The organism is Sphingomonas sp. P4_D12 (assembly GCF_056401895.1).
In genome coordinates this window covers 386029-404640 of record NZ_JBFUIL010000005.1, presented here as the reverse complement: position 1 = coordinate 404640, position 18612 = coordinate 386029, and the positions used below count along the sequence as shown (strand labels likewise).

18 protein-coding genes are annotated in these 18612 nt (G+C 64.6%); 3 read left to right on the top strand and 15 right to left on the bottom strand.

Annotated elements, in window-relative coordinates; translation table 11 throughout:
• Window positions 1–6: 6 nt before the first annotated feature.
• The gene (locus AC1DSD_RS12055; protein ID WP_478030293.1) at window positions 7–405 is read left to right on the top strand and encodes a VOC family protein; all 399 of its coding nucleotides are present in this window, start codon (window positions 7–9) and stop codon (window positions 403–405) included.
• Here the strand turns inward: AC1DSD_RS12055 and AC1DSD_RS12050 are convergent.
• The 8 genes from AC1DSD_RS12050 to AC1DSD_RS12015 form a co-directional block, all read right to left on the bottom strand.
• Window positions 385–1281: a bifunctional 5,10-methylenetetrahydrofolate dehydrogenase/5,10-methenyltetrahydrofolate cyclohydrolase gene (locus AC1DSD_RS12050; RefSeq protein ID WP_478030292.1), complete on the bottom strand. Its 897-nt coding sequence runs from the start codon at window positions 1279–1281 to the stop codon at window positions 385–387. The two genes, AC1DSD_RS12055 and AC1DSD_RS12050, sit on opposite strands and share 21 nt — an antisense overlap.
• Complete coding sequence (locus tag AC1DSD_RS12045) at window positions 1281–2045, bottom strand: glutathione S-transferase family protein (protein WP_478030290.1); 765 nt, start codon at window positions 2043–2045, stop codon at window positions 1281–1283. The genes AC1DSD_RS12050 and AC1DSD_RS12045 overlap by 1 nt, the downstream gene beginning before the upstream one ends.
• Before the next feature lie 61 nt (window positions 2046–2106).
• Window positions 2107–2478, bottom strand: a complete 372-nt coding sequence (locus tag AC1DSD_RS12040) for an amidohydrolase family protein (protein ID WP_478030288.1) — start codon at window positions 2476–2478, stop codon at window positions 2107–2109.
• Window positions 2402–2854, bottom strand: coding sequence for a hypothetical protein (locus AC1DSD_RS12035; protein ID WP_478030287.1), 453 nt, complete (start codon window positions 2852–2854; stop codon window positions 2402–2404). Before AC1DSD_RS12035 ends, AC1DSD_RS12040 begins: the two co-directional genes overlap by 77 nt.
• Window positions 2855–2958: 104 nt before the next feature.
• Window positions 2959–5100: a PQQ-dependent dehydrogenase, methanol/ethanol family gene (locus tag AC1DSD_RS12030; protein WP_478030285.1), complete on the bottom strand. Its 2142-nt coding sequence runs from the start codon at window positions 5098–5100 to the stop codon at window positions 2959–2961.
• A 37-nt stretch (window positions 5101–5137) separates the two neighbouring features.
• Window positions 5138–5887, bottom strand: a complete 750-nt coding sequence (locus tag AC1DSD_RS12025) for a glutathione S-transferase family protein (protein WP_478030283.1) — start codon at window positions 5885–5887, stop codon at window positions 5138–5140.
• Entirely contained in the window at window positions 5884–6699 is an 816-nt protein-coding gene (locus AC1DSD_RS12020) for a glutathione S-transferase family protein (protein ID WP_478030282.1), read from the bottom strand. The genes AC1DSD_RS12025 and AC1DSD_RS12020 overlap by 4 nt, the downstream gene beginning before the upstream one ends.
• A 32-nt stretch (window positions 6700–6731) precedes the next feature.
• Window positions 6732–9251: a TonB-dependent receptor gene (locus AC1DSD_RS12015; RefSeq protein WP_478030280.1), complete on the bottom strand. Its 2520-nt coding sequence runs from the start codon at window positions 9249–9251 to the stop codon at window positions 6732–6734.
• Window positions 9252–9521: 270 nt separating this feature from the next.
• Between AC1DSD_RS12015 and AC1DSD_RS12010 the strand changes: the two genes are divergently transcribed.
• Together AC1DSD_RS12010 and AC1DSD_RS12005 are read left to right on the top strand one after the other, a co-directional pair.
• Complete coding sequence (locus tag AC1DSD_RS12010) at window positions 9522–10313, top strand: CmcJ/NvfI family oxidoreductase (protein ID WP_478030279.1); 792 nt, start codon at window positions 9522–9524, stop codon at window positions 10311–10313.
• Window positions 10314–10470: 157 nt separating this feature from the next.
• Complete coding sequence (locus AC1DSD_RS12005) at window positions 10471–11784, top strand: MFS transporter (protein WP_478030277.1); 1314 nt, start codon at window positions 10471–10473, stop codon at window positions 11782–11784.
• A gap of 61 nt (window positions 11785–11845) precedes the next feature.
• Here the strand turns inward: AC1DSD_RS12005 and pobA are convergent, their stop codons facing one another.
• The 7 genes from pobA to AC1DSD_RS11970 all read right to left on the bottom strand — a co-directional run bounded on the left by pobA (window position 11846) and on the right by AC1DSD_RS11970 (window position 18513).
• The gene (gene pobA, locus AC1DSD_RS12000) at window positions 11846–13024 is read right to left on the bottom strand and encodes a 4-hydroxybenzoate 3-monooxygenase (RefSeq protein WP_478030275.1); all 1179 of its coding nucleotides are present in this window, start codon (window positions 13022–13024) and stop codon (window positions 11846–11848) included.
• Entirely contained in the window at window positions 13021–13971 is a 951-nt protein-coding gene (locus AC1DSD_RS11995; RefSeq protein WP_478030273.1) for a Gfo/Idh/MocA family oxidoreductase, read from the bottom strand. The genes pobA and AC1DSD_RS11995 overlap by 4 nt, the downstream gene beginning before the upstream one ends.
• 39 nt (window positions 13972–14010) lie before the next feature.
• Entirely contained in the window at window positions 14011–14907 is an 897-nt protein-coding gene (locus AC1DSD_RS11990; RefSeq protein WP_478030272.1) for a class III extradiol dioxygenase subunit beta, read from the bottom strand.
• Between the two features lie 2 nt (window positions 14908–14909).
• Complete coding sequence (gene ligA / locus AC1DSD_RS11985) at window positions 14910–15356, bottom strand: protocatechuate 4,5-dioxygenase subunit alpha (protein WP_478030270.1); 447 nt, start codon at window positions 15354–15356, stop codon at window positions 14910–14912.
• On the bottom strand, window positions 15353–16378 hold the full coding sequence (locus tag AC1DSD_RS11980; protein ID WP_478030268.1) for an amidohydrolase family protein: 1026 nt from the start codon (window positions 16376–16378) through the stop codon (window positions 15353–15355). The genes ligA and AC1DSD_RS11980 overlap by 4 nt, the downstream gene beginning before the upstream one ends.
• Window positions 16375–17247, bottom strand: coding sequence for an NAD(P)-dependent oxidoreductase (locus AC1DSD_RS11975; RefSeq protein WP_478030266.1), 873 nt, complete (start codon window positions 17245–17247; stop codon window positions 16375–16377). The genes AC1DSD_RS11980 and AC1DSD_RS11975 overlap by 4 nt, the downstream gene beginning before the upstream one ends.
• Window positions 17248–17325: 78 nt before the next feature.
• On the bottom strand, window positions 17326–18513 hold the full coding sequence (locus tag AC1DSD_RS11970) for a LysR family transcriptional regulator (RefSeq protein ID WP_478030264.1): 1188 nt from the start codon (window positions 18511–18513) through the stop codon (window positions 17326–17328).
• Window positions 18514–18612: the final 99 nt, after the last annotated feature.

Genomic DNA, 18612 nt, shown 5'->3' with positions numbered 1-18612 from the left:
AAGGGCATGGCCGTCGAAGCGCTCGATCATTTCAACATCGTGACCCGCGATCTCGATCGTGCGGAAGCCTTTTATCATGATCTGCTGGAACTCGAGTCGCGGCCCGCGCCGCCGCCGCTGACGCGCGCGACGGCGCGCTGGATGTACGATAAAGGCGAGCGGGCGGTGCTCCATATCAACGGGCTGGGCGCACCGCGCGTATTCGACCGCGACATGGCGCCGGCGCCGACAGGCGCGCTGCACCATATCGCGCTCCGCTGCAGCGGCTACGATGCCACGCTTGCCCGGCTCGCGGCGATGGCGCTCGATCATCGCATCAATAGGGTGCCGGCCGCCGGTCTGCGGCAGCTGTTCGTCCACGATCCGGACGGGGTGTTGCTCGAGCTAAACTTTTTCGGCGACTGATCGACTTGCACCCGGTCGCCGCGCCTCGGCGCGTGCGCGGGCGGCGGTCAGCGTGTTCTCCATCAGGCAGGCGATCGTCATTGGTCCCACACCGCCGGGAACCGGGGTTATCGCGCCAGCCACGTGCTTGGCTTCCTCGAACACGACGTCGCCGACAATGCGATGTCCGCCCTCGGGTTTGGCGACGCGAGTGGTGCCGACGTCGATTACGATCGCGCGTGGCTTGATCCAGTCGCCGCGCACCAGCCCGGGCTTGCCGACCGCACTGACCAATATGTCCGCGCCGCGACAGATGAACTGGGTGTCGCGCGTGTGGATATGGGTCTGGGTCACGGTTGCATGCGCGTCGAGCAGCAGTGCCGCCATCGGCTTGCCGACGATGTTCGAGCTGCCGATCACGACCGCGTGGCTGCCGGTGAGGTCGGGCACGAGCGACCGGATGATCTTCATGCAGCCGAGCGGCGTGCACGGGATCAGCCCGCCCGATCCCTGGCTCAGCCGCCCGGCATTGAGTGCGTGGAGGCCATCGACGTCCTTTGCCGGATCGACCGCCGCCATGACTCGCAAGGTGTTGATGCCATCGGGCAGCGGCAATTGGACCAGGATGCCGTCGATCTCGTCGCGCGCGTTGAGCGCCGCGACTTCGGTCAGGACGCGCTCCTCGGTCGTGTTAGCCGCCAGCAGCACGACCTCGGCGTTGAAGCCGATCTCGCGTGCGAGCTTGACCTTGCCATTGACATAAACGTGGCTCGCCGGATCGTCGCCGGCCAGGATGACAGCCAGCCCCGGTGCGCGATCGAGCGAGGCCATGCCCGCGCGGACATCCTCCACCACCTTGCGGGCGAGCGCGCGTCCGTCGACGATCTCCGCCAGCATCAGCGGGCGTGTCCCGACCAGGTGCGCAAGCCGGGTTCGGTATGGTCGGGCATGGTCAGCGCCTGCTGCATCGCCGGACGCGCGGTCACGCGATCGCGCCACTCGACCAGCCGCGGCGCGCGTTTGGCGATCTCCATCTCGGGAAACATCCGTTCGATCATCATGCCGCAATGCGAATAGAAGTTGATGTCGGCAAGCGTGAAACTTTCGCCGACCAGCCACGGAGTATCAGCGAGCTGCCGTTCGATCTTGTCGACGGCATATTCGATCTTCGCGGTGGCGTCGGCAAGTTGCTGGTCGGAGAAGCCCGAGCGGGCCGCCATCCATTTGCGGCGCTGATCGGGTAGGGGGATACGCTCCATCAGTTGCTCGAACTCGCCGGCAGCGATCTTGCGCGCGATCAGACCGACGAGACGATGCCAGCCATGCATCGAGACGTGGTTCATGACGTGCTCGTCGACGAACTTGTTCCAATAGCGCATCCGCGCATTGCCCGCCGGCGTGTTCGGTCGCAGCGGCGGCGCGTCCGGAAAGGCATCCTCGAGATATTCGTTGATCACTGTGGAATGCGTCACGATCGTGCCGTCATGATCGAGCACCGGCACCTGGCCTTCGGGATTGATCGCCAGGAACCAGGATTCGTGCTGCTCGAACTTGTGAAGATTGACGTAGATGCTCTCGAACGCGAGCTGCTTCTCGAACAACGGGGCCATGGATTTGAGCGAATTGGCCAGCGGTTCGGCATGATAGAGTTTCAGCGCCATCGATCTGCCTTCAAAGGGTGAGCATAGGGTGCCGTCGTCCGACGCGCGGAGGTCGCTCCGGTCATCCCAGACCCAGCACGCGCACTGCATTGTCCTTCATGATCAGCGGCAGCACGTCGTCGCGGAAACCCGCCTCCCTGGCAGCGTCGATCCATTTCTCGGGGCGGATCAGCGGCCAGTCCGAACCGAACATCATCTTATGCTTGAGCTGGGTGTTGGCGTATTGGATCACCTGTTTGGGGAAATATTTGGGCGACCAGCCGCTCAGGTCGATGAAGACATTGTCCTTGTGCAGCGCCATCGACAGGCTCTCGTCGGTCCACGGCCAGCTCGGATGCGCCAGGATGACTTTCATGTCAGGGAAATCGACCGCGACATCGTCGACCAGCATCGGCTGGCCGTATTTCAGTCGAACGCCGCCGCCGCCGCGCATCCCGGTGCCCATGCCGGAATGGCCGGTATGGGGCGCGCGCTGCGGGCGCGCCGAACTTGCCCTTGCGCGGATCGATCGAGGCGAAGGGGATGACGATGTCGGCATGCTCGGCGGCGAGTTTAGCAACCTCGTAATTGCTGATGCGCTTGGCGCCGATGCCGCTCTCGCAATCGACCGTGAACAGGCAGAAGGCGATATTCTGCGCGCGGTAATAGTCGATCGTTTCTGGGATGGTCGGCCGCTTGCGATCTGCCTTGAAATAGGCCGACGCCGCGTCGAAGAATTTGGCCATCACCGGGTCCTCGGGGTCGTGGCACGACACCTCGGCATGGACGTGGACGTCGATGGCGACGACCTTGCTGGGATCGATGGGCATGAACTCTCCTCAGACGCGTGGCGACCAATCGCTAACGATCGACTCCGCCTCGCAGCGCATAGTCGATATTGTATGCCATTGATACAATATCGACTAGCTTTTCTTCATTTTCCCGATGCTTTCTCCAGCGCCTTGTCCTCATTGGCTCGTTTGATGACATAGGCGCGGATCGTCTCGATCTCCTCGGGCGTCATCACCGCTTTGAAGCTGACCATGCCATTGTCCTTCAGCGCGCCCTCATAAATGATCTGGCGCCAGGTCGCGGCGTCGTTGAGCGCGCCGCTGTGACGCAGGTCGGGGACCAGGCTGCCGGCGACCGCGGCATCGCCGTGGCACGTCCCGCAAAAGCGCCCGAACCGTTCGCCGCCGGCAGCGATGGCCGCGGGAGGCGCGGTAGAAGCGGGCGGATCGAGCGGTGTTTTATTGAGGGGCGGCGCGGCCGGCAACGTCGCCGATCCGTTGAGCTTGAACACCAGCAGGCGGCTGATGTTGCGGCTCGGCCCGCTCTTGTCCGACAGAACGCCGGGGGCGAGCGCCCAGATGCCGCCCCAGCCGGCGAGCACGGCGACATATTGCTCGCCGCCGATCGAATAGGTGATCGGCGCGGCAATCACGCCCGTCTGGGTCGGAAACGACCATAATTTGCGACCGTCAGCGGCGCCATAAGCGGCGAACTCGCCGGTCGCATTGCCCTGGAAGACCAGGCCGCCGCCCGAGGCGAGCAGGCCGCCATTCCAGGGTCCTTTATAGGAGACGCGCCAGCGTTCCTTCTGCGCGACCGGATCCCAGGCGATCAGCGCACCGGTCGTCGCCTGTGCCGCCGCCGCGCGGATCTGGGGATTGGCTGGCATCGCCGCGGCGCCCATGTCGACGCCGACGTTGAAGCCGAGCTTGGCGGCCTTCCAGTCCTTTGCCGGGAAGTAGGGGAAAGCGGCTATATTGGCCGGAATGAAGACCAGGCCGGTCTTGGGATCGAAGGCCATCGGCTGCCAGCTATGCGCGCCGCCGGCGCCCGGCGAACCGATAAACGGCTTGCCGGTCTTGTAATAGCGCGCTTCGGGCGTTTCGATCGGGCGGCCGGTCTTCATGTCGATACCGGTCGCCCAATTGACCGGCACGAAATTCTTGGCGGAGATGAGCTGACCACTGGTGCGGTCGAGCACGTAGAAGAAGCCGTTCTTCGGTGCCTGCATCAGCACCTTGCGCTTCTGGCCGTTGATGGTGAGGTCGGCCAGGATAATGTGCTGCGTCGCGGTGAAGTCCCAGCTGTCGCCCGGCGTGGTCTGGTAATGCCAGACATAGTCGCCGGTCTTGGGCCGGATGGCGACGATCGACGACAGATAGAGATTGTCGCCTTTGCCGTCCGACCGATAGGCCTGGTTCCAGGGCGAGCCATTGCCGACGCCGATATAGAGCAGGTCGAGCGCCGGATCGTACGCCATCGAGTCCCAGACCGTGCCGCCGCCGCCTTGCTTCCACCATTCTCCGAACCAGGTCGAGGCGGCCTTGTTGAGGTAATCGGGTTGTTGTTCCGTGCCGGGCTGCGCAGGGACGGTGTAGAACCGCCAGCGCTGCGCGCCGGTCTGCGCGTCATAGGCAGTGACATAGCCGCGCGCGCCGAACTCGGCACCGCCATTGCCGATGATCACCAGCCCGTCGACCACGCGCGGCGCGCCGGTGATGGTGTAGGACTTGCTTTGGTCGACCGTGACTACCGACCAAACCGGCTTGCCGGTGGCGCGATCGAGCGCGACCAGCCGCCCGTCGAGCGTGCCGACGAACACCTTGTCGCCCCATGCCGCCACGCCTCGATTGACCGCGTCGCAGCAGGTCTTGACCAAAGTCTCGCGCGGCACCTGGGGATCGTACGACCAGAGCAACTTGCCGCTTTGGCCGTCATAGGCCTTGACCATGCTCCAGGCGGTCGAGACGTAGAGCGTGCCATCGACGAACAGCGGCGTCGCCTCTTGGCCGCGCGCGGTGTCGAGATCGGTGGACCAGGCAAGTCCCAGCTTGGCGACGTCGCCGGTGTTGATCGCGTCGAGCGGACTGAAGCGTTGTTCGTCATAGGTTCGGCCGGTCGAGAGCCATTGGTCGGGAGCCGCCGCGGTAATGCGCGCCGCATCGACGCCGCCACTCGTTTCTCCACTCTCGCTGCCGGCGTTGCGGCTGCAACCGGCGGCCGCCAATGCCATGCCGGCGGCGAACAGGACTATGAAATTGGTACGCTGCAGTGCCGAAGCCATTCGGTGCCTTCCTCCAGAGATGACGATCGACACGCGATCAGCCCCAGCGATTGATCTCGGGGCCGGGCGCCCAGATACGTTCGGGCGCGACGCTGGTCGCCAGTGCGAGCGCGCGTGCCACGGCGGGCCGCGCCTTGACCCGCGCCAGCCACGCGGCGGTACGCGGGCGGTCGGCAAAGGCCTCGGGAACGAGCTCGGTCATCCCGGCGAGCCAGGCATAGCTTTCCAGGTCGGCGATCGAGAATGCGTCGATCAGCCAGTCGCGGCCGTCGCTCAATTCGCGCTCGATCCGTTCGACCGCCTCGACGATCTTGCCGCGGCTATCGGCGCGCCTGGCATCGTCGATCCGCCCCATAACGGCATCGCTCCAGCGCTCGGCGAGATCGACACTGGCGATGCGTTCGGGAACATGCGGGGGCGGACTCGCCTCGACTCCCAGATAGGATGCAGCCGGTGCGACTCGCTCGACGATGTAGCGGCACCAGGTCATCATCCGCCAGCGGTCATAGGGGTCGCGCGGGCGCAACGCCGGTCCGGGGCCAACGTCGTCGAGATAGCAGGCGAGGAATACGCTGTCCGCCATCGGGATACCGTCGACCACCAATATTGGACCTTCGCCCTCGATCGAATGATCCACTTCCATCGCGTGCGGCACGCGCGCGCTGTGGCGCTCTCCCGAGGCAAGATCGATCCGCTCGAGCGCGGCGTCCGCGCCTTTCTCGAACAGGGCCGCCAGAACGGTCAAAGAGGGGCCGTTGGGTTCGCCGTGATAAAGGGTGGTCGTCATGCCGGTTCCCCTTCCAGAATCGTGACGCGCCTGGCCATGTCGGTGCGGCCGAGTGCCCAGCACGATCTGGTCGCCGGCCGCGCATAGATCGCCCGCAACCAGCGCATGATATTGGGCGTGAGCTCGTCATTGGACAAATGCGGCTGCGACAAAGGCAGCGCGTAAGCCAGGTTGAACCCGTTGATATCGGCAAGGCTGTAGCTGTCCGACGCGAGCCATTCGCGCTGGCCGAGCGCTTGTTCCAGCAGGCCGATACCGACCGCGACGCGCCGTTGCGATTCGGCCATCTCTTCCGCCGAAAACGCGCCGCTGATCGCTTTTCGCCAGGCGATGCGGCGCTCGGGCAGCGGGATGCGCTCGATCGCCGCGTCCAGCTCCGCCGGGTCGCGGCTGCGCACCGACGGGCCGACGAATACGCTCCAGCCGATCATCGAGAAGCTCGGCCCGAGCCATTGGTCCATGAACTTCATCCACCAGCGTACGCGCCAGCTGTCGACAGCGGAGTCGGGCATCAGCCGTGGACCGGGAAATGCCTCATCGACATATTCCATGATCGCGGTCGATTCGGTCAGCACGAGGTCGCCGTGAGTCATGGCCGGGATCGTGCCGAGCGGATTGATCGCGAGATAATCGGGCTTGTGCTGGTCGAAGTTCAGCAGGTCGAGATAATGCCTCTCGAACGTCACGCCTTTCTCGAACAGGGTCAGCATGGGCTTGCCCGAATTGGCGTTGGGTTCCCAATGATAGAGAGTGACGCTCGCTGTTTCCGCCATGTCGCTTCGTTCCTCGCGATACGCGGCAGGGACAGTCATGCCGGCCCTGCCGCGTTCGCCTTGTAATTGCCTCAGAACTTCTTCTTGATCGTCACCGCGAATTCCTGCGGTGATCCCGGCCGACCCTTGCGGAAGCCGGCGCCGGCGCCGCGCAGATCGAAGATCGTCAGCAGATAATATTTGTCGAAGAGATTCTGCGCCTCGAGCGAGACGCTGAGGTCTCCCTTCTCATTGGCCCAGGTCAGCCGTGCGTTGACCAGGGTATAAGAGGGGATGAAGTTCAGGATCCGCGTCGCACCGATCACGGTGGGTCCGGTATATTGCTTGTCCTGATAGGTCATGTCGATGCGCGGCGTGATGCTGCCGGCGCTGCCCATCTCGATCTTGTATTGGGCACCCGCGCTGAACTTCCATGGCGGCACGGTCGGCGGATCGTTGGCCACGACGCCGCCCGGATTGGTCGGATAGGCTGCCGCCGGATTCAAGCTGCTCGCATCATATTTGAACGACAAATAGCTAAGCGACGCGTCGATCGCCAAACCCTGGACCGGGAATAGCGACAATTCGGCCTCGAACCCCTTGATCTTGCCGGCCCCGGCATTGAGCCGTGCGGCGCATGGTGCGGTTGGGCAGGTGAGCACGGGGATTTGGATGTTCGTATAATCGTTGATGAAACCGGCAACGTTGAAGCGGACCTTGCGGTCGAACAGGTCGCTCTTGAAGCCGACTTCATAGGCGCGCAGCTCTTCGGGCTGGAAGGAGATCACCTGCTGCGCGTTGAACGGTCGCGGATTGCTGCCGCCACCCTTGAAGCCGGTGGAGAAGGACGCATAGACCATCAACTCCGGAGAGAAACGGTAGTCGGCCGCGATCCGATAGTCCCAGCGCTTCGCCTTATATTTGGCGGTCAGTCCCGACAGCGCGGTGACGGTCTCGGCGGTATTGCCGTTGCCGTTGTAATCGATCGTATCCGGTCCCGAATAGCCGATCCCGTAGATCGCGCCGACCGGATCGAGGAAGGCATTGACCGTGCCGTTGTAGTTCAGGCGGTAATAGGTCTGGTCCTTGGACTCGTCGGTGTACCGGACGCCGCCGCTGAGCGTGAAGCCGTGGAACGCTTCCCAGGACAGATGCGCGAAGAACGCCTTGGCCTCGGCCTCGGTTGGATCGGGTTGGAGGAATTGCAGCGGGATCACGACGTAGCGCAAATCCTGCTGTGAATCGTAGACCGACTTCTGCTTGAAGTAATAACCGCCGACGGTCAGGTCGATGCCCTTGGCCAGCTTGGCGCTCAGCCGCAATTCCTCGCTCAGGCTCCAGTTCTTCAGCCGGTTACGGCCAAAGCCGATATTCGCCGGCGACAAATCATCGTCCGAATCGAAACGCGTGTCGAACTTGCGATAGCCGGTGATCGAGGTGAGCGAGATAGCCTCGCTCAGTCGGTAGTTGATCTGACCCGAAACGCCCCAGCCATCGTATAGGCTGCGGTCGTTACCCTGCGTCGCCGCCATGGGGACGCCGGGCGCCACTGGCCCGGCCCAGGTCGCCGCCGGCTGCCCGACGGTGATATAATTGCAGAAGCGTCCGCAGATGAAGCGGCTGTCGTACGGCACGCCCGGTGCCGGATTGACGTTGGGGTTATTGACCGTCTGCACCCCCAGCAACACTTCGCCGGCGATCGTGTGTTCGTCATGCGTATAGTCGCCGATCACGGTCACATCGAGCTGGCTGCTCGGTTCCCAGCGCAGAATGCCGCGGACCGCCTGATAGCCGATGCCGCCGAGCTTATCGATCTTGCAATGGCCAGCCGCTTGCGTCGCGGGAACCCCGCTGCCTGGGTTGGCGCAGCCATAATCGATCCGGTCGACAAAGCCGTCCTGCTGTTTGAACACGCCGGAAACGCGGCCGAACAAGGTGTCGGTCAGCTTGAAGTCGGCGCCGGCGCGCAGGCCGATCCGATTGCGCGAGCCATAGGTTGCCTCGACATAGCCGCTGGTTTCGCCGTTCGGCATCTTCGAATAGAGTTTGATCGCGCCGCCTTCGGAATTGCGCCCGGACAGCGTGCCTTGCGGACCGCGCAGGATCTCGACCCGGTCGACGTCGAGCAGGTCGAACACCGCGCCGGTCAGCTGCGGGTAATAGACATCGTCGATATAGATGCCGACGCCCGGTTCATAGGCCGGGTTGAAGTCGTTCTGGCCGACGCCGCGGATCGAGGCGGAAATCGACGGACCGAACGAGGCGCCTTGCGGCTTGAGCGACACGTTGGGTGCCGCGTCGGCCATCTGGGCGAGGTTGGTCTGGCTCTTCGCTTCGAGCTGGGCGGCGTTCACCGCAGTGATCGCGAGCGGCGTGTCCTGCAGCCGTTCCTTGCGGAACTGCGCGGTGACGATGATGTCCGGCGAGCCCGACGCATCGTTCTGGGCGGGCGGCTGAGGTGCGGGGGGTGTTGCCGTTTGCGGCGCGGGGGCCGTGCTCGGCGACGAGGCGTTCGCGTCCTGGGCAAGGGCTGGTGCTGCGCACAATAATGCCGCTGCTGAAACGCCGGTCAACAATGCCAATGAGGCGTGCGAACGAATGGGGTTCTGCATCGTAAATCCTCTCCTGATACGGTGTCGCCTCGCTCCCCCTCCCGGAAAGCGTGCCACCCGTGCGCACCTTCATGGGTGCGTATTGTTAGTAGGACATACGATTGATCGCTTGACAAGGAGTAGTAGGACTACCCCTATAATTGCCACTCTTTTGCCGTTGGGCCGATGATGTAGCCTTTGTGGGGCGCCCCGCTAAGCGCCTCATGCTGCGCAAAAAAATTGCAGCATCGGCGGACTCGATGGCACGGGCCGTTTTTGGAGAGGTGCTCAATGCAGGTCGGTATCAACTATGTCGCCCGCAGCACGGAGCGGATGCGGTATTTCGCCAATGATTCGAGCCGTGACACCGTCATCCTCGATCCCCGCCCGATGGCGATCCGCAATGCGCGGGAGATCGGGGCCACTCTGGACGGCGAAGGGTTCGCGCTGGTGCCGCATCGCAGTGTCGTGACCGACTTTGCGGACGCGGCCGAGGTGAAACGGGTGCATCCCGAAGAGATAGCCGAATTGGTGCGGCGCGTGTCGGGCGCGGACGAGGTTGTGGTGACCGGGACGGGCGTGTTGCGGTTCGCCGAGCGCTCGACGCTTTCCGGTGCGCTCGACAATTCGAAGCCGGCACGATTCGCCCATGTCGATGTATCCGATGCCACCGCGGTGCAGTTCGGCGTACGGTCACTACCCGCCGGTGCCGACGAACCGCGGAGGATCGCGCATTACAACGTCTGGCGCGCGCTCTCGCCGGCGCCTCAGGACGTGCCGCTTGCCTTGTGCGACGCGCGTAGCGTCGCGGCCGCCGACCTGCTGCCGGCGGACGCGATGTTCGACCAGGACGGAGAAATAGCCTGGTCATTCGAGGGGCTGGTCGTCACCCATTCGCCGGCGCATCTTTGGCATTGGTTTCCGGATCTCACACGCGATGAGGTCATCGTGTTCAAGACCAATGACAGCGATCCCGACCGCGCACATTCGGTGCCGCATGTCGCGTTCGACGATCCCCAATGTCCGGCCGATGCGGTGCCGCGCGCCTCGATCGAGATGCGCGCGATCGCCTATTGGTTCTAGGGTGCCTGGCCGCTACGCTCCGCCCAGCGAGGTTTTACGTTCGCATCGGCCTTATAATTCGTTAGTCTAACATACAAATAATATGCGGGCGGACGCTGTCGGGACGGACGAAATTTCTTGTTCCGCGTGGTCGACCGAAAAAAGGGAGGAGGACGGCGTGAAACATCAGGATCCGCGCATCACGATCGATGAGGCGCCGATGGGCGCGCTTCAGATCGCGGCGGTGGCGATCACCGTAGGGTTGAATGCGCTCGACGGATTCGACGTGCTGTCGATCAGCTTTGCCGCACCCGGAATCGCCACCGAATGGGGAATCGACCGCGCCGCGCTGGGCGTAGTGCTGTCGATGGAACTGATCGGCATGGCGGTGGGATCGATGCTGCTCGGCGGCGTCGCCGACCGGATCGGACGACGGCGGACGATCCTCGGCTGCCTGGTGGCGATGGCGGCGGGCATGTTCATGGTCACCACCGCGCACGACATCGTCACCTTGTCGGTCTGGCGCGTGATAACCGGGCTCGGCATCGGTGGAATGCTTGCCGCGATCAACGCGGTCGCGGCCGAGTTCGCCAACCGGCGCCGCCGCAATCTCTCGCTCGCGATCATGGTGATCGGCTATCCGATCGGCGCGGTGCTGGGCGGCTCCATCGCCGCCCAATTGCTCAAGGGAAGCGATTGGCGCGCGGTGTTCGAATTCGGCGCGATCGTCACCGCATGCTTCGTGCCGTTGGTCTGGTTCCTCGTTCCGGAACCGGTCCAGTTCCTGATTTCGCGCCGCCCGCCGCGCGCGCTCGATCGCGTCAACGCGACGCTGGCCCGAATGGGGCACGCGCCGGTCGATGCGCTTCCCACGGTTTCGCCGGACGAAGACCGCGCGTCGCTGATCGACATTCTCAAGCCGGGCCTTCGGGCCACGACCTTGCTGCTGACGCTCGCCTATTTCGCGCATATCGTCAGCTTCTACTTCATTCTCAAATGGGCGCCCAAGATCGTCGTCGATCTCGGGCACGCGCCGGCCCAGGCCGCCGGCGTGCTGGTGTGGGCGAATGTCGGCGGTGCGGTTGGCGGCGCGGTATTCGGGCTATTTGCCCAGCGCTTCGCGTTGAAGCCGATGACGATCGGCGTACTGCTGGTCTCGTCGGTGATGGTCGCCTTGTTCGGCGCCGCGGGCGTGCGCTCATTGTCCGGCCTCGCTATGCTGGCCTGCGCGTCGGGGCTGTTCACCAACAGCGCCGTGGTTGGGCTCTATACGATCTTCGCCCGGGCATTTCCGACCCATGTGCGCGCGACCGGTACCGGGTTCGCGATCGGCGTCGGGCGAGGCGGGGCGGCGCTGTCGCCGATCCTGGCCGGCCTGTTGTTCAATGCGGGGCTGCCGCTGGCGGGAGTCGCGATCGGGCTGGGAACGGGGTCGCTTGTCGCGGCGCTCGCGCTGATGCTGGTCAAGCTGCGGTTGGATGACGCGAAATAGTTTGTTTGGCATACATTTCGAGAGGTGGCCGACGCGATAGCGCCGTCTCAGCAAGATGGTCTTAAAGCGGCAGTCCCACGTAATTTTCGGCGATCGCGGTCTGCATCGCCGGCGACCCGGCGAGATAATCGAGCTCGGCCTTTTGCATCCGGCGCTCGAACGCTCCGTCCTCGGGAAAGCGGTGCATCAGCTTGGTCAGCGACCAGCTGAACCGTTCGGCTTTCCAGATCCGGGCCAGCGCCCGGGCTTGATAGTCCAGCAATCCGCCCTCATCGCCGCGTCGGAAATACCCAATCAGCGCATCCGACAGATAGGCGACATCGGATGCCGCGAGATTCAATCCCTTGGCTCCCGTCGGCGGGACGATGTGCGCGGCGTCGCCGGCCAGGAACAGGCGACCGTGCCGCATCGTTTCGAAAACATAGGACCTGAGCGGCGCGATCGACATTTCGAGTGCGGGCCCGCGCGTCACCGGATGATCCGCGAGCGGGGCGAAGCGCCGTTCGAGTTCGTCCCACAGCCGGTCTTCGGGCCAATCGTCCAGCCGTTCACTCGACGGGACCTGGATGTAATAGCGGCTGCGCGTCGCCGAACGCATCGACGCGAGGGCGAAGCCGCGGTCGCTGTTCGAATAGATCAGCTCGGGATGGCATGGCGGGACATCGGCGAGGATGCCGAGCCAGCCGAACGGATATTCCCGTTCGAAAACGCGTTCCGGGCTGGCCGGTATCGCCTTGCGCGACGGTCCGTGAAAGCCGTCGCAGCCGGCGATGAACGCGCAGTCGACACGATGGACGATCCCGTTCTTGGTATAGCTGATCGAAGGGGCGTCACTGTCGGGATCGTGGATCGCGACCTCGCCCGCCTCGAACACGATCTCCAGCTGCCGCTCGGGAGCCGCCGCGATCAAGTCACGGGTCATTTCCGTCTGGCCGTAGACGATGACGTGCTTGCCGGTCAGCCGAGTGATGTCGATGCGGATCACATGCTCGCCATCGGCGAGGTTAAAGCCTTCCTCCCGGATGCCGTGCGCTTTCAGGCCAGCGTCGACGCCGAGCCGGGCGAGCAGATCGGTGGTCAACGTCTCCAGCACACCCGCGCGGATACGCGCTTCGACATGCGCGCGGGTCTGGCGCTCGACGATCAGGCAGTCGATTCCCTCGGCGCGCAGCAAATGGCCAAGCAACAGGCCCGCAGGTCCCCCACCAATGATCGCGACCTGCGTTCGCCGCGTGGTCACGATCGGGCGAGCTGCTTCTCGAGCGCGTCGAGGACGCGGTAGCACGGCATGACCTGCGCCACGCTGGCATTGGGTTCACGGCCCTCGTGAATGGCGGCGACGAATTCCCTGTCCTGCAGTTCGATGCCGTTCATCGACACGTCGACCTTGCTCACGTCGACCGGCTCTTCTTTGCCAGTGACGAGGTCGTCATAGCGGGCGATCCAGGTGCCGTTGTCGCAGATATAGCGGAAGAAGGTGCCGAGCGGCCCGTCATTGTTGAAGCTCAGCGACAAGGTGCAGATCGCGCCGCTTTCGGCCTTGAGCTGGATCGACATGTCCATCGCGATGCCGAGCTCGGGATGGATCGGCCCCTCGACCGCATTCGCCTGGACGATCGGCCCCGCCTGATAGGCGAACAGGTCGACCGTGTGCGCGGCATGATGCCACAACAGATGATCGGTCCAGCTCCGCGCCTCGCCCTTGGCATTGATGTTCTGCCGGCGGAAGAAATAGGTCTGCACGTCCATCTGCTGGACGGCAAGTTCGCCGGCCGTGATCTTGCGATGGATATATTGGTGCGAGGGATTGAACCGCCGCGTGTGGCCGACCATCGCGATCAGGCCGGTTTCCTGTTGCCTGCGCAGCACCGCTTCGCCGTCGGTCAGATTGTCGCACAGCGGGATTTCGACCTGCACATGCTTGCCCGCGTCGAGGCATTGCAGCGCCTGGCTGGCATGCATCTGGGTCGGCGTGCAGAGAATGACCGCATCGAGCCCCGGCTGGTCCAGCGCCTCCGCCAGTTCGGTGGTGGCATGACCGATGCCGTATCTGGCGGCGATCGCCTGGGTCGGCTCGAGCCGGCGGCCGACCAACGAGACCACCTCGACCCCGTCGATCTTGGCCAGGCCGTCCAAATGTTTCTCGCCGAAAGCGCCGGCGCCGGCGAGGGCGATACGAAGCGTCAATGCGTGTCTCCTGATCGAATTCTGGCGGGGAGGCGCGGACTATTCGGCCGCGAGCGCCGCGTCGTAATCGCCGCCGGTCATATCCAGCCCTTCGCCATTGTCCGGCCGCAGCACGATATGGCCGATCGCGGTATTGCTGCACGGCACGTGATAATGGCGGTGCAACGCGCGCGTGCGCTTGCCCAGCGCGCCGCGCATGATCAGCCACATCACCATCTCGATCCCTTCGGACCCGGTCTCGCGGAGATACTCGATATGCGGGATGCGGCGCAGATGGTCGCTTTCGCCGATCAGCCCGTCAAGGAAGCGATTGTCCCATTCGGGATTGATCAGCCCCGCGCGCGGACCCTGAAGCTGATGGCTCATCCCGCCAGTGCCCCAGACCTGGACATTCAGATCCTCCGGGAAGCTCGCGACGGCGCGCGCAATCGCCTCGCCGAGTGCCCAGCAACGATTGCCGGAGGGCGGCGGATAAGTGACGACGTTGACCGCCAGCGGGACGACCTTGCACGGCCAGGCATCGGGCTTGCCGAACATCATCGTCAGCGGAACGGTCAGGCCATGATCGACATCCATCTCGTTGATGATGGTCATGTCGAATTCGTCGAGGATCAGGCTCTGCGCGATATGCCAGGCGAGATCGGGGTGCCCTTCGACTTCGGGCACCTGGCGCGGTCCCCAGCCTTCGTCGGCCGGCTTGTATCGCTCGCCGCAGCCGATCGCGAAGGTCGGAATGATCTTCATGTCGAAAGCGGACGCGTGGTCGTTATAGACCAGGATGACGACGTCGGGCCGTTCGGCCTTTTCCCAGGCGCGGGTCCAGTCATAGCCGGCAAAGATCGGGGCGAAATAGTCGTCGGAATCCTTGCCGAAATCGGATGCGACGCCAAGCAGCGGCACATGACTGGATGCGACGCCGGCGGTGATGCGTGCCATGGTCAGCGGTTCCCTTGCTTGTCTTCGCCGGCGCCGGCGTCGCGATTGGCCTTGATCGAGCGCTGGCCCTCGGGCGAGCGGCCGCCGGCGATCATCATCTTGGTGTAATCCTCGAAATTCATGTCGGTCATCGTCGAGACCGCCTGGGCGAAGCTGAGCCCGTCGGTCGAAAACAGCTTGGCGAGGAAATAGACGTTGCCGCCGAGATCGAGGCAGCGATTGTAATCGCGCCGCAGCAGCGCATCCTTCTGGTCGTCGGACAGCGGCCATTCGTCGAGATAGGCGCGCTCGTCCGCTTTGAAGCGCTCGCGATTTTCGGCCTCCATCAGGCTCATCGCGAACTGGTTCATATGATAGCCTTGGCGCGCGCGCTTCGCGGTGAAGACGCGCGTGCCGGGAATGTCCTCGAGCTGGGCGAGATACGAATGGATGTCCTCGGGCTCGTTCATCGCCCCTTCTCCTTCAATTGCTGGTCGAGGCGCGGGAAGACGCGGCGGGCATTGCCCTCGAAGATTGCGTGCCGTTCGGCATCGCCGATCGGGAGCGCGTCGACATAGCGTTTGGTGTCGTCGAAATATTGGCCGGTTTCGGGATCGATGCCGCGCACCGCGCCGACCATCTCGCTGCCGAACAGGACGTTCTTGCTGTCGATCACCTTGGCGAGCAGGTCGATGCCGGGTTGGTGATAGACGCAGGTGTCGAAGAACACGTTGTTCATGACGTGCCCGGCCAGCGCGGGTTTCTTGAGCATGTCGGCCAGCCCGCGATAGCGGCCCCAATGATAGGGTACCGCCCCGCCGCCATGCGGGATGATGAAGCGCAAATTCGGAAAATCGCTGAACAGATCGCCCTCGATCAACTGCATGAAGGCGATCGTGTCGGCGGCGATGTAATAGGCGCCGGTGGCGTGCAGCCCCGGGTTGCAGCTGCCCGAGACGTGGATCATCGCCGGCACGTCCAGCTCGACCATCTTCTCGTAGAACGGATACCAGAAACGGTCGGTCAGCGGCGGCGCGGTGAAATGGCCGCCGCCGGGATCGGGGTTGAGGTTGCAGCCGATGAAGCCGAGTTCGGTGACGCAGCGCTCGAGTTCGTCGATCGACCCTGTCAGATCCGCCTTCGGGTTCTGCGGCAGCATGCAGACGCCGGCGAAAACATCCGGATAGAGATCGACGCAGCGCTTGATCAGGTCGTTATTGACCCGCGCCCAGGCCATCGCGACCGCTTCGTCGCCGACATGCGGCGCCATGGCCGAAGCGCGCGGGCTGAAGATCGTCATGTCGGCGCCGCGTTCGCGGATCAGCCGGATCTGGTTCGCTTCCAGGCTTTCGCGGATCTCGTCGTCGGAGATGGCGGGGTAGGGGGGCGGAGTCCGGCCCTCCTTGAGCGCGGCCTTTTGCGCCTCGCGCCAATCGCTATGGGCGGCGGGCACCGTGGTATAATGGCCGTGGCAGTCGATCACCAATGTCATGCAGCCTGGTCCTTCGAACGATCGAGCAACGCCGCGACCTTGGCGTCGAGCGTGGCAGCAGGCGTCATCGCGCGCGACCCGATGGCGCGCTGGCGCTCGACCGTTCCGCGGCTCATCGCCGATCCGGTGCCGAGCGCGTCGAGCGTCCGCACCACTTCTTCCATCTCGGCCGCGCGGCGCAGGCCATGCACCATCATCCGGTCGAGATTGTAATCGGCCCGGCGGCCCCAATTGGCGCCCGGCCAGCTGGCGTCGAGCGAGGCGATGACTTCGTCGCGCACGCCCGCCGCTTCGGCCGCCAGCACGCATTCGGCGGTCAGCGCCTCGATCCCCTTGACCATCACCGACCGGATCATCTTGATCGCCGAAGCGGTACCGACGCCGCCGGCGATGACGCGGACATTGCCGAAGCCGATCGCGCCCAAAGCCTTCGCCGCCCGCTCGGCTTGGGGTCCGCTGACGAGCAGCGGAACGGCGCGCCCGGCGGGATGCACCGGCGCCATCACCGCCACGTCGACATAATGCGCGCCGGCTTGCTCGATCGCACCTGCCGCCTCGCATTTCGTCTGCGGCGCGACCGAGTTCATGTCGCAATAGAGCGCGTCCCGCTCGATGCCGCGCGCGGTTTCGCGGGCCGCCGCGAGCGCCTTGTCCGCGGTCACCAGCGACAGGATCAGATCGGCGCCTTCGACCGCGGCCTGGTTGGTCAATGCACCCTGCACGCCCAGCCGGGCGTAATCGTCCAGCTTGGCCCGGCGGGTCGGGCCGACATAGGTCTTGCGGTCATAGGCGCGGGCGGGGCGGCCGAGTCCGTCGGCGAACGCCTGCCCGGCTTCGCCAAACCCGATAAAGGCAATCCCTCCGTCCATTGCCCAGCGCTAGCCTTTATGGCCGCCGACGCCCCAATCGGTTTGCCGGGATCGCTATCGGAATTCCTGAAGTCCGGATCAGGCGGCGGGCGCGCGAAGCAGTTCGAGAAAGCGCGCCTGGGGCAGGGTCGGCCGCCAGTGATCGCGCGTCGTGATGCCGATCGTGCGCGTGCTGTGTTCGAGCCGCGGGCCGATGGTCGTCAGCATCCCGCCATCGACTTCCAGCGCCACCTGGTCGGGTGACAACAGGGTCAGGAAGTCGCCATCGGCGAGCACGCCGCGAATGACCATCACCGATCCGCATTCGATCGGCGCGCGGGGACGGGGATGCCCGGCGAACAAGGCTTCCCATTGCAGGCGGAGCGGCGTTCCCGGCTGGCCGACAATCCACGGATAGCCGGCCAGTTGCTCCAGCGAGGGCTGCTCCACGCGCGCGAGGGGATGGCCGGCGCGGCCGATAACCGCGAGCCGGTCGATCATCAACGGCATCTGCACGCAATCGGGCGGGGCGGCCGGGCGAAGCGCGCCGATCATCAGGTCGAGCACGCCGTCACGCAACGGATCGACCAGCTCGCGCCACGATCCCTCGACCACGTCGATCATCGTCCCGGGATAGTCGCGGGTGAACTGGGCGATCGCGGCTGGCAGGATCAGCGCGCGGCAGAGCGGCATGGCGCCGACCACCACGCTGCCGCCGCCCTCAGGCTCGGCCGCGACTTCCGCGATCAGCGCGGCGAGTTCGCTCCGCGCCAGCCGGATTCCCCGGGCCAGCTTGGTGCCTGATGGCGACAGCGCGACGCCGCGTCCGCGCCGTTCGACCAGCGGCGTGGCGCAGAGCTGTTCGAGATCGCGGACCGCGCGATGGATGGCCGGCTGCGATAGACCGGTAGCCTCGGCCGCGCCGACGAAGCTGCCGGCATCGGCTACTGCAAGAAACGCGCGCAACTGCGTCGCGGTCATCAGCAATTCGGGCCGCGCGAAGCTGCGCGCGCCGCCTCGCGCGGTGGCGCGGGTGGCGACGGTCAGATGGTTGAGCGCGGCATCGACGCGTTCGCTGGCCAGCCGACCCTCGGCCGTCGCCGACATGCCGTCGGGGTGGCGTTCGAACAGAGCCGCGCCCAGTTGGCGCTCGAGCTTGGCGAGACCCTGGGTCAGCGCGGGCTGCGACAGGCTCACGGCGTCGGCGGCGGCGCTCATGCTGCCGTGGCGGACGATCGCCGATATTGCTCGCAAATGTCGGATGTTGAGGTCGAATACACTGGTCATCGTGCGCGATCATAGCAAAAACTTATCGCTAGGGGATAATTGTGAATGCCGCCCCGCCAACGCCTTCTCTAGCGCTGACGGCGAAATGTTTTGAGGCGA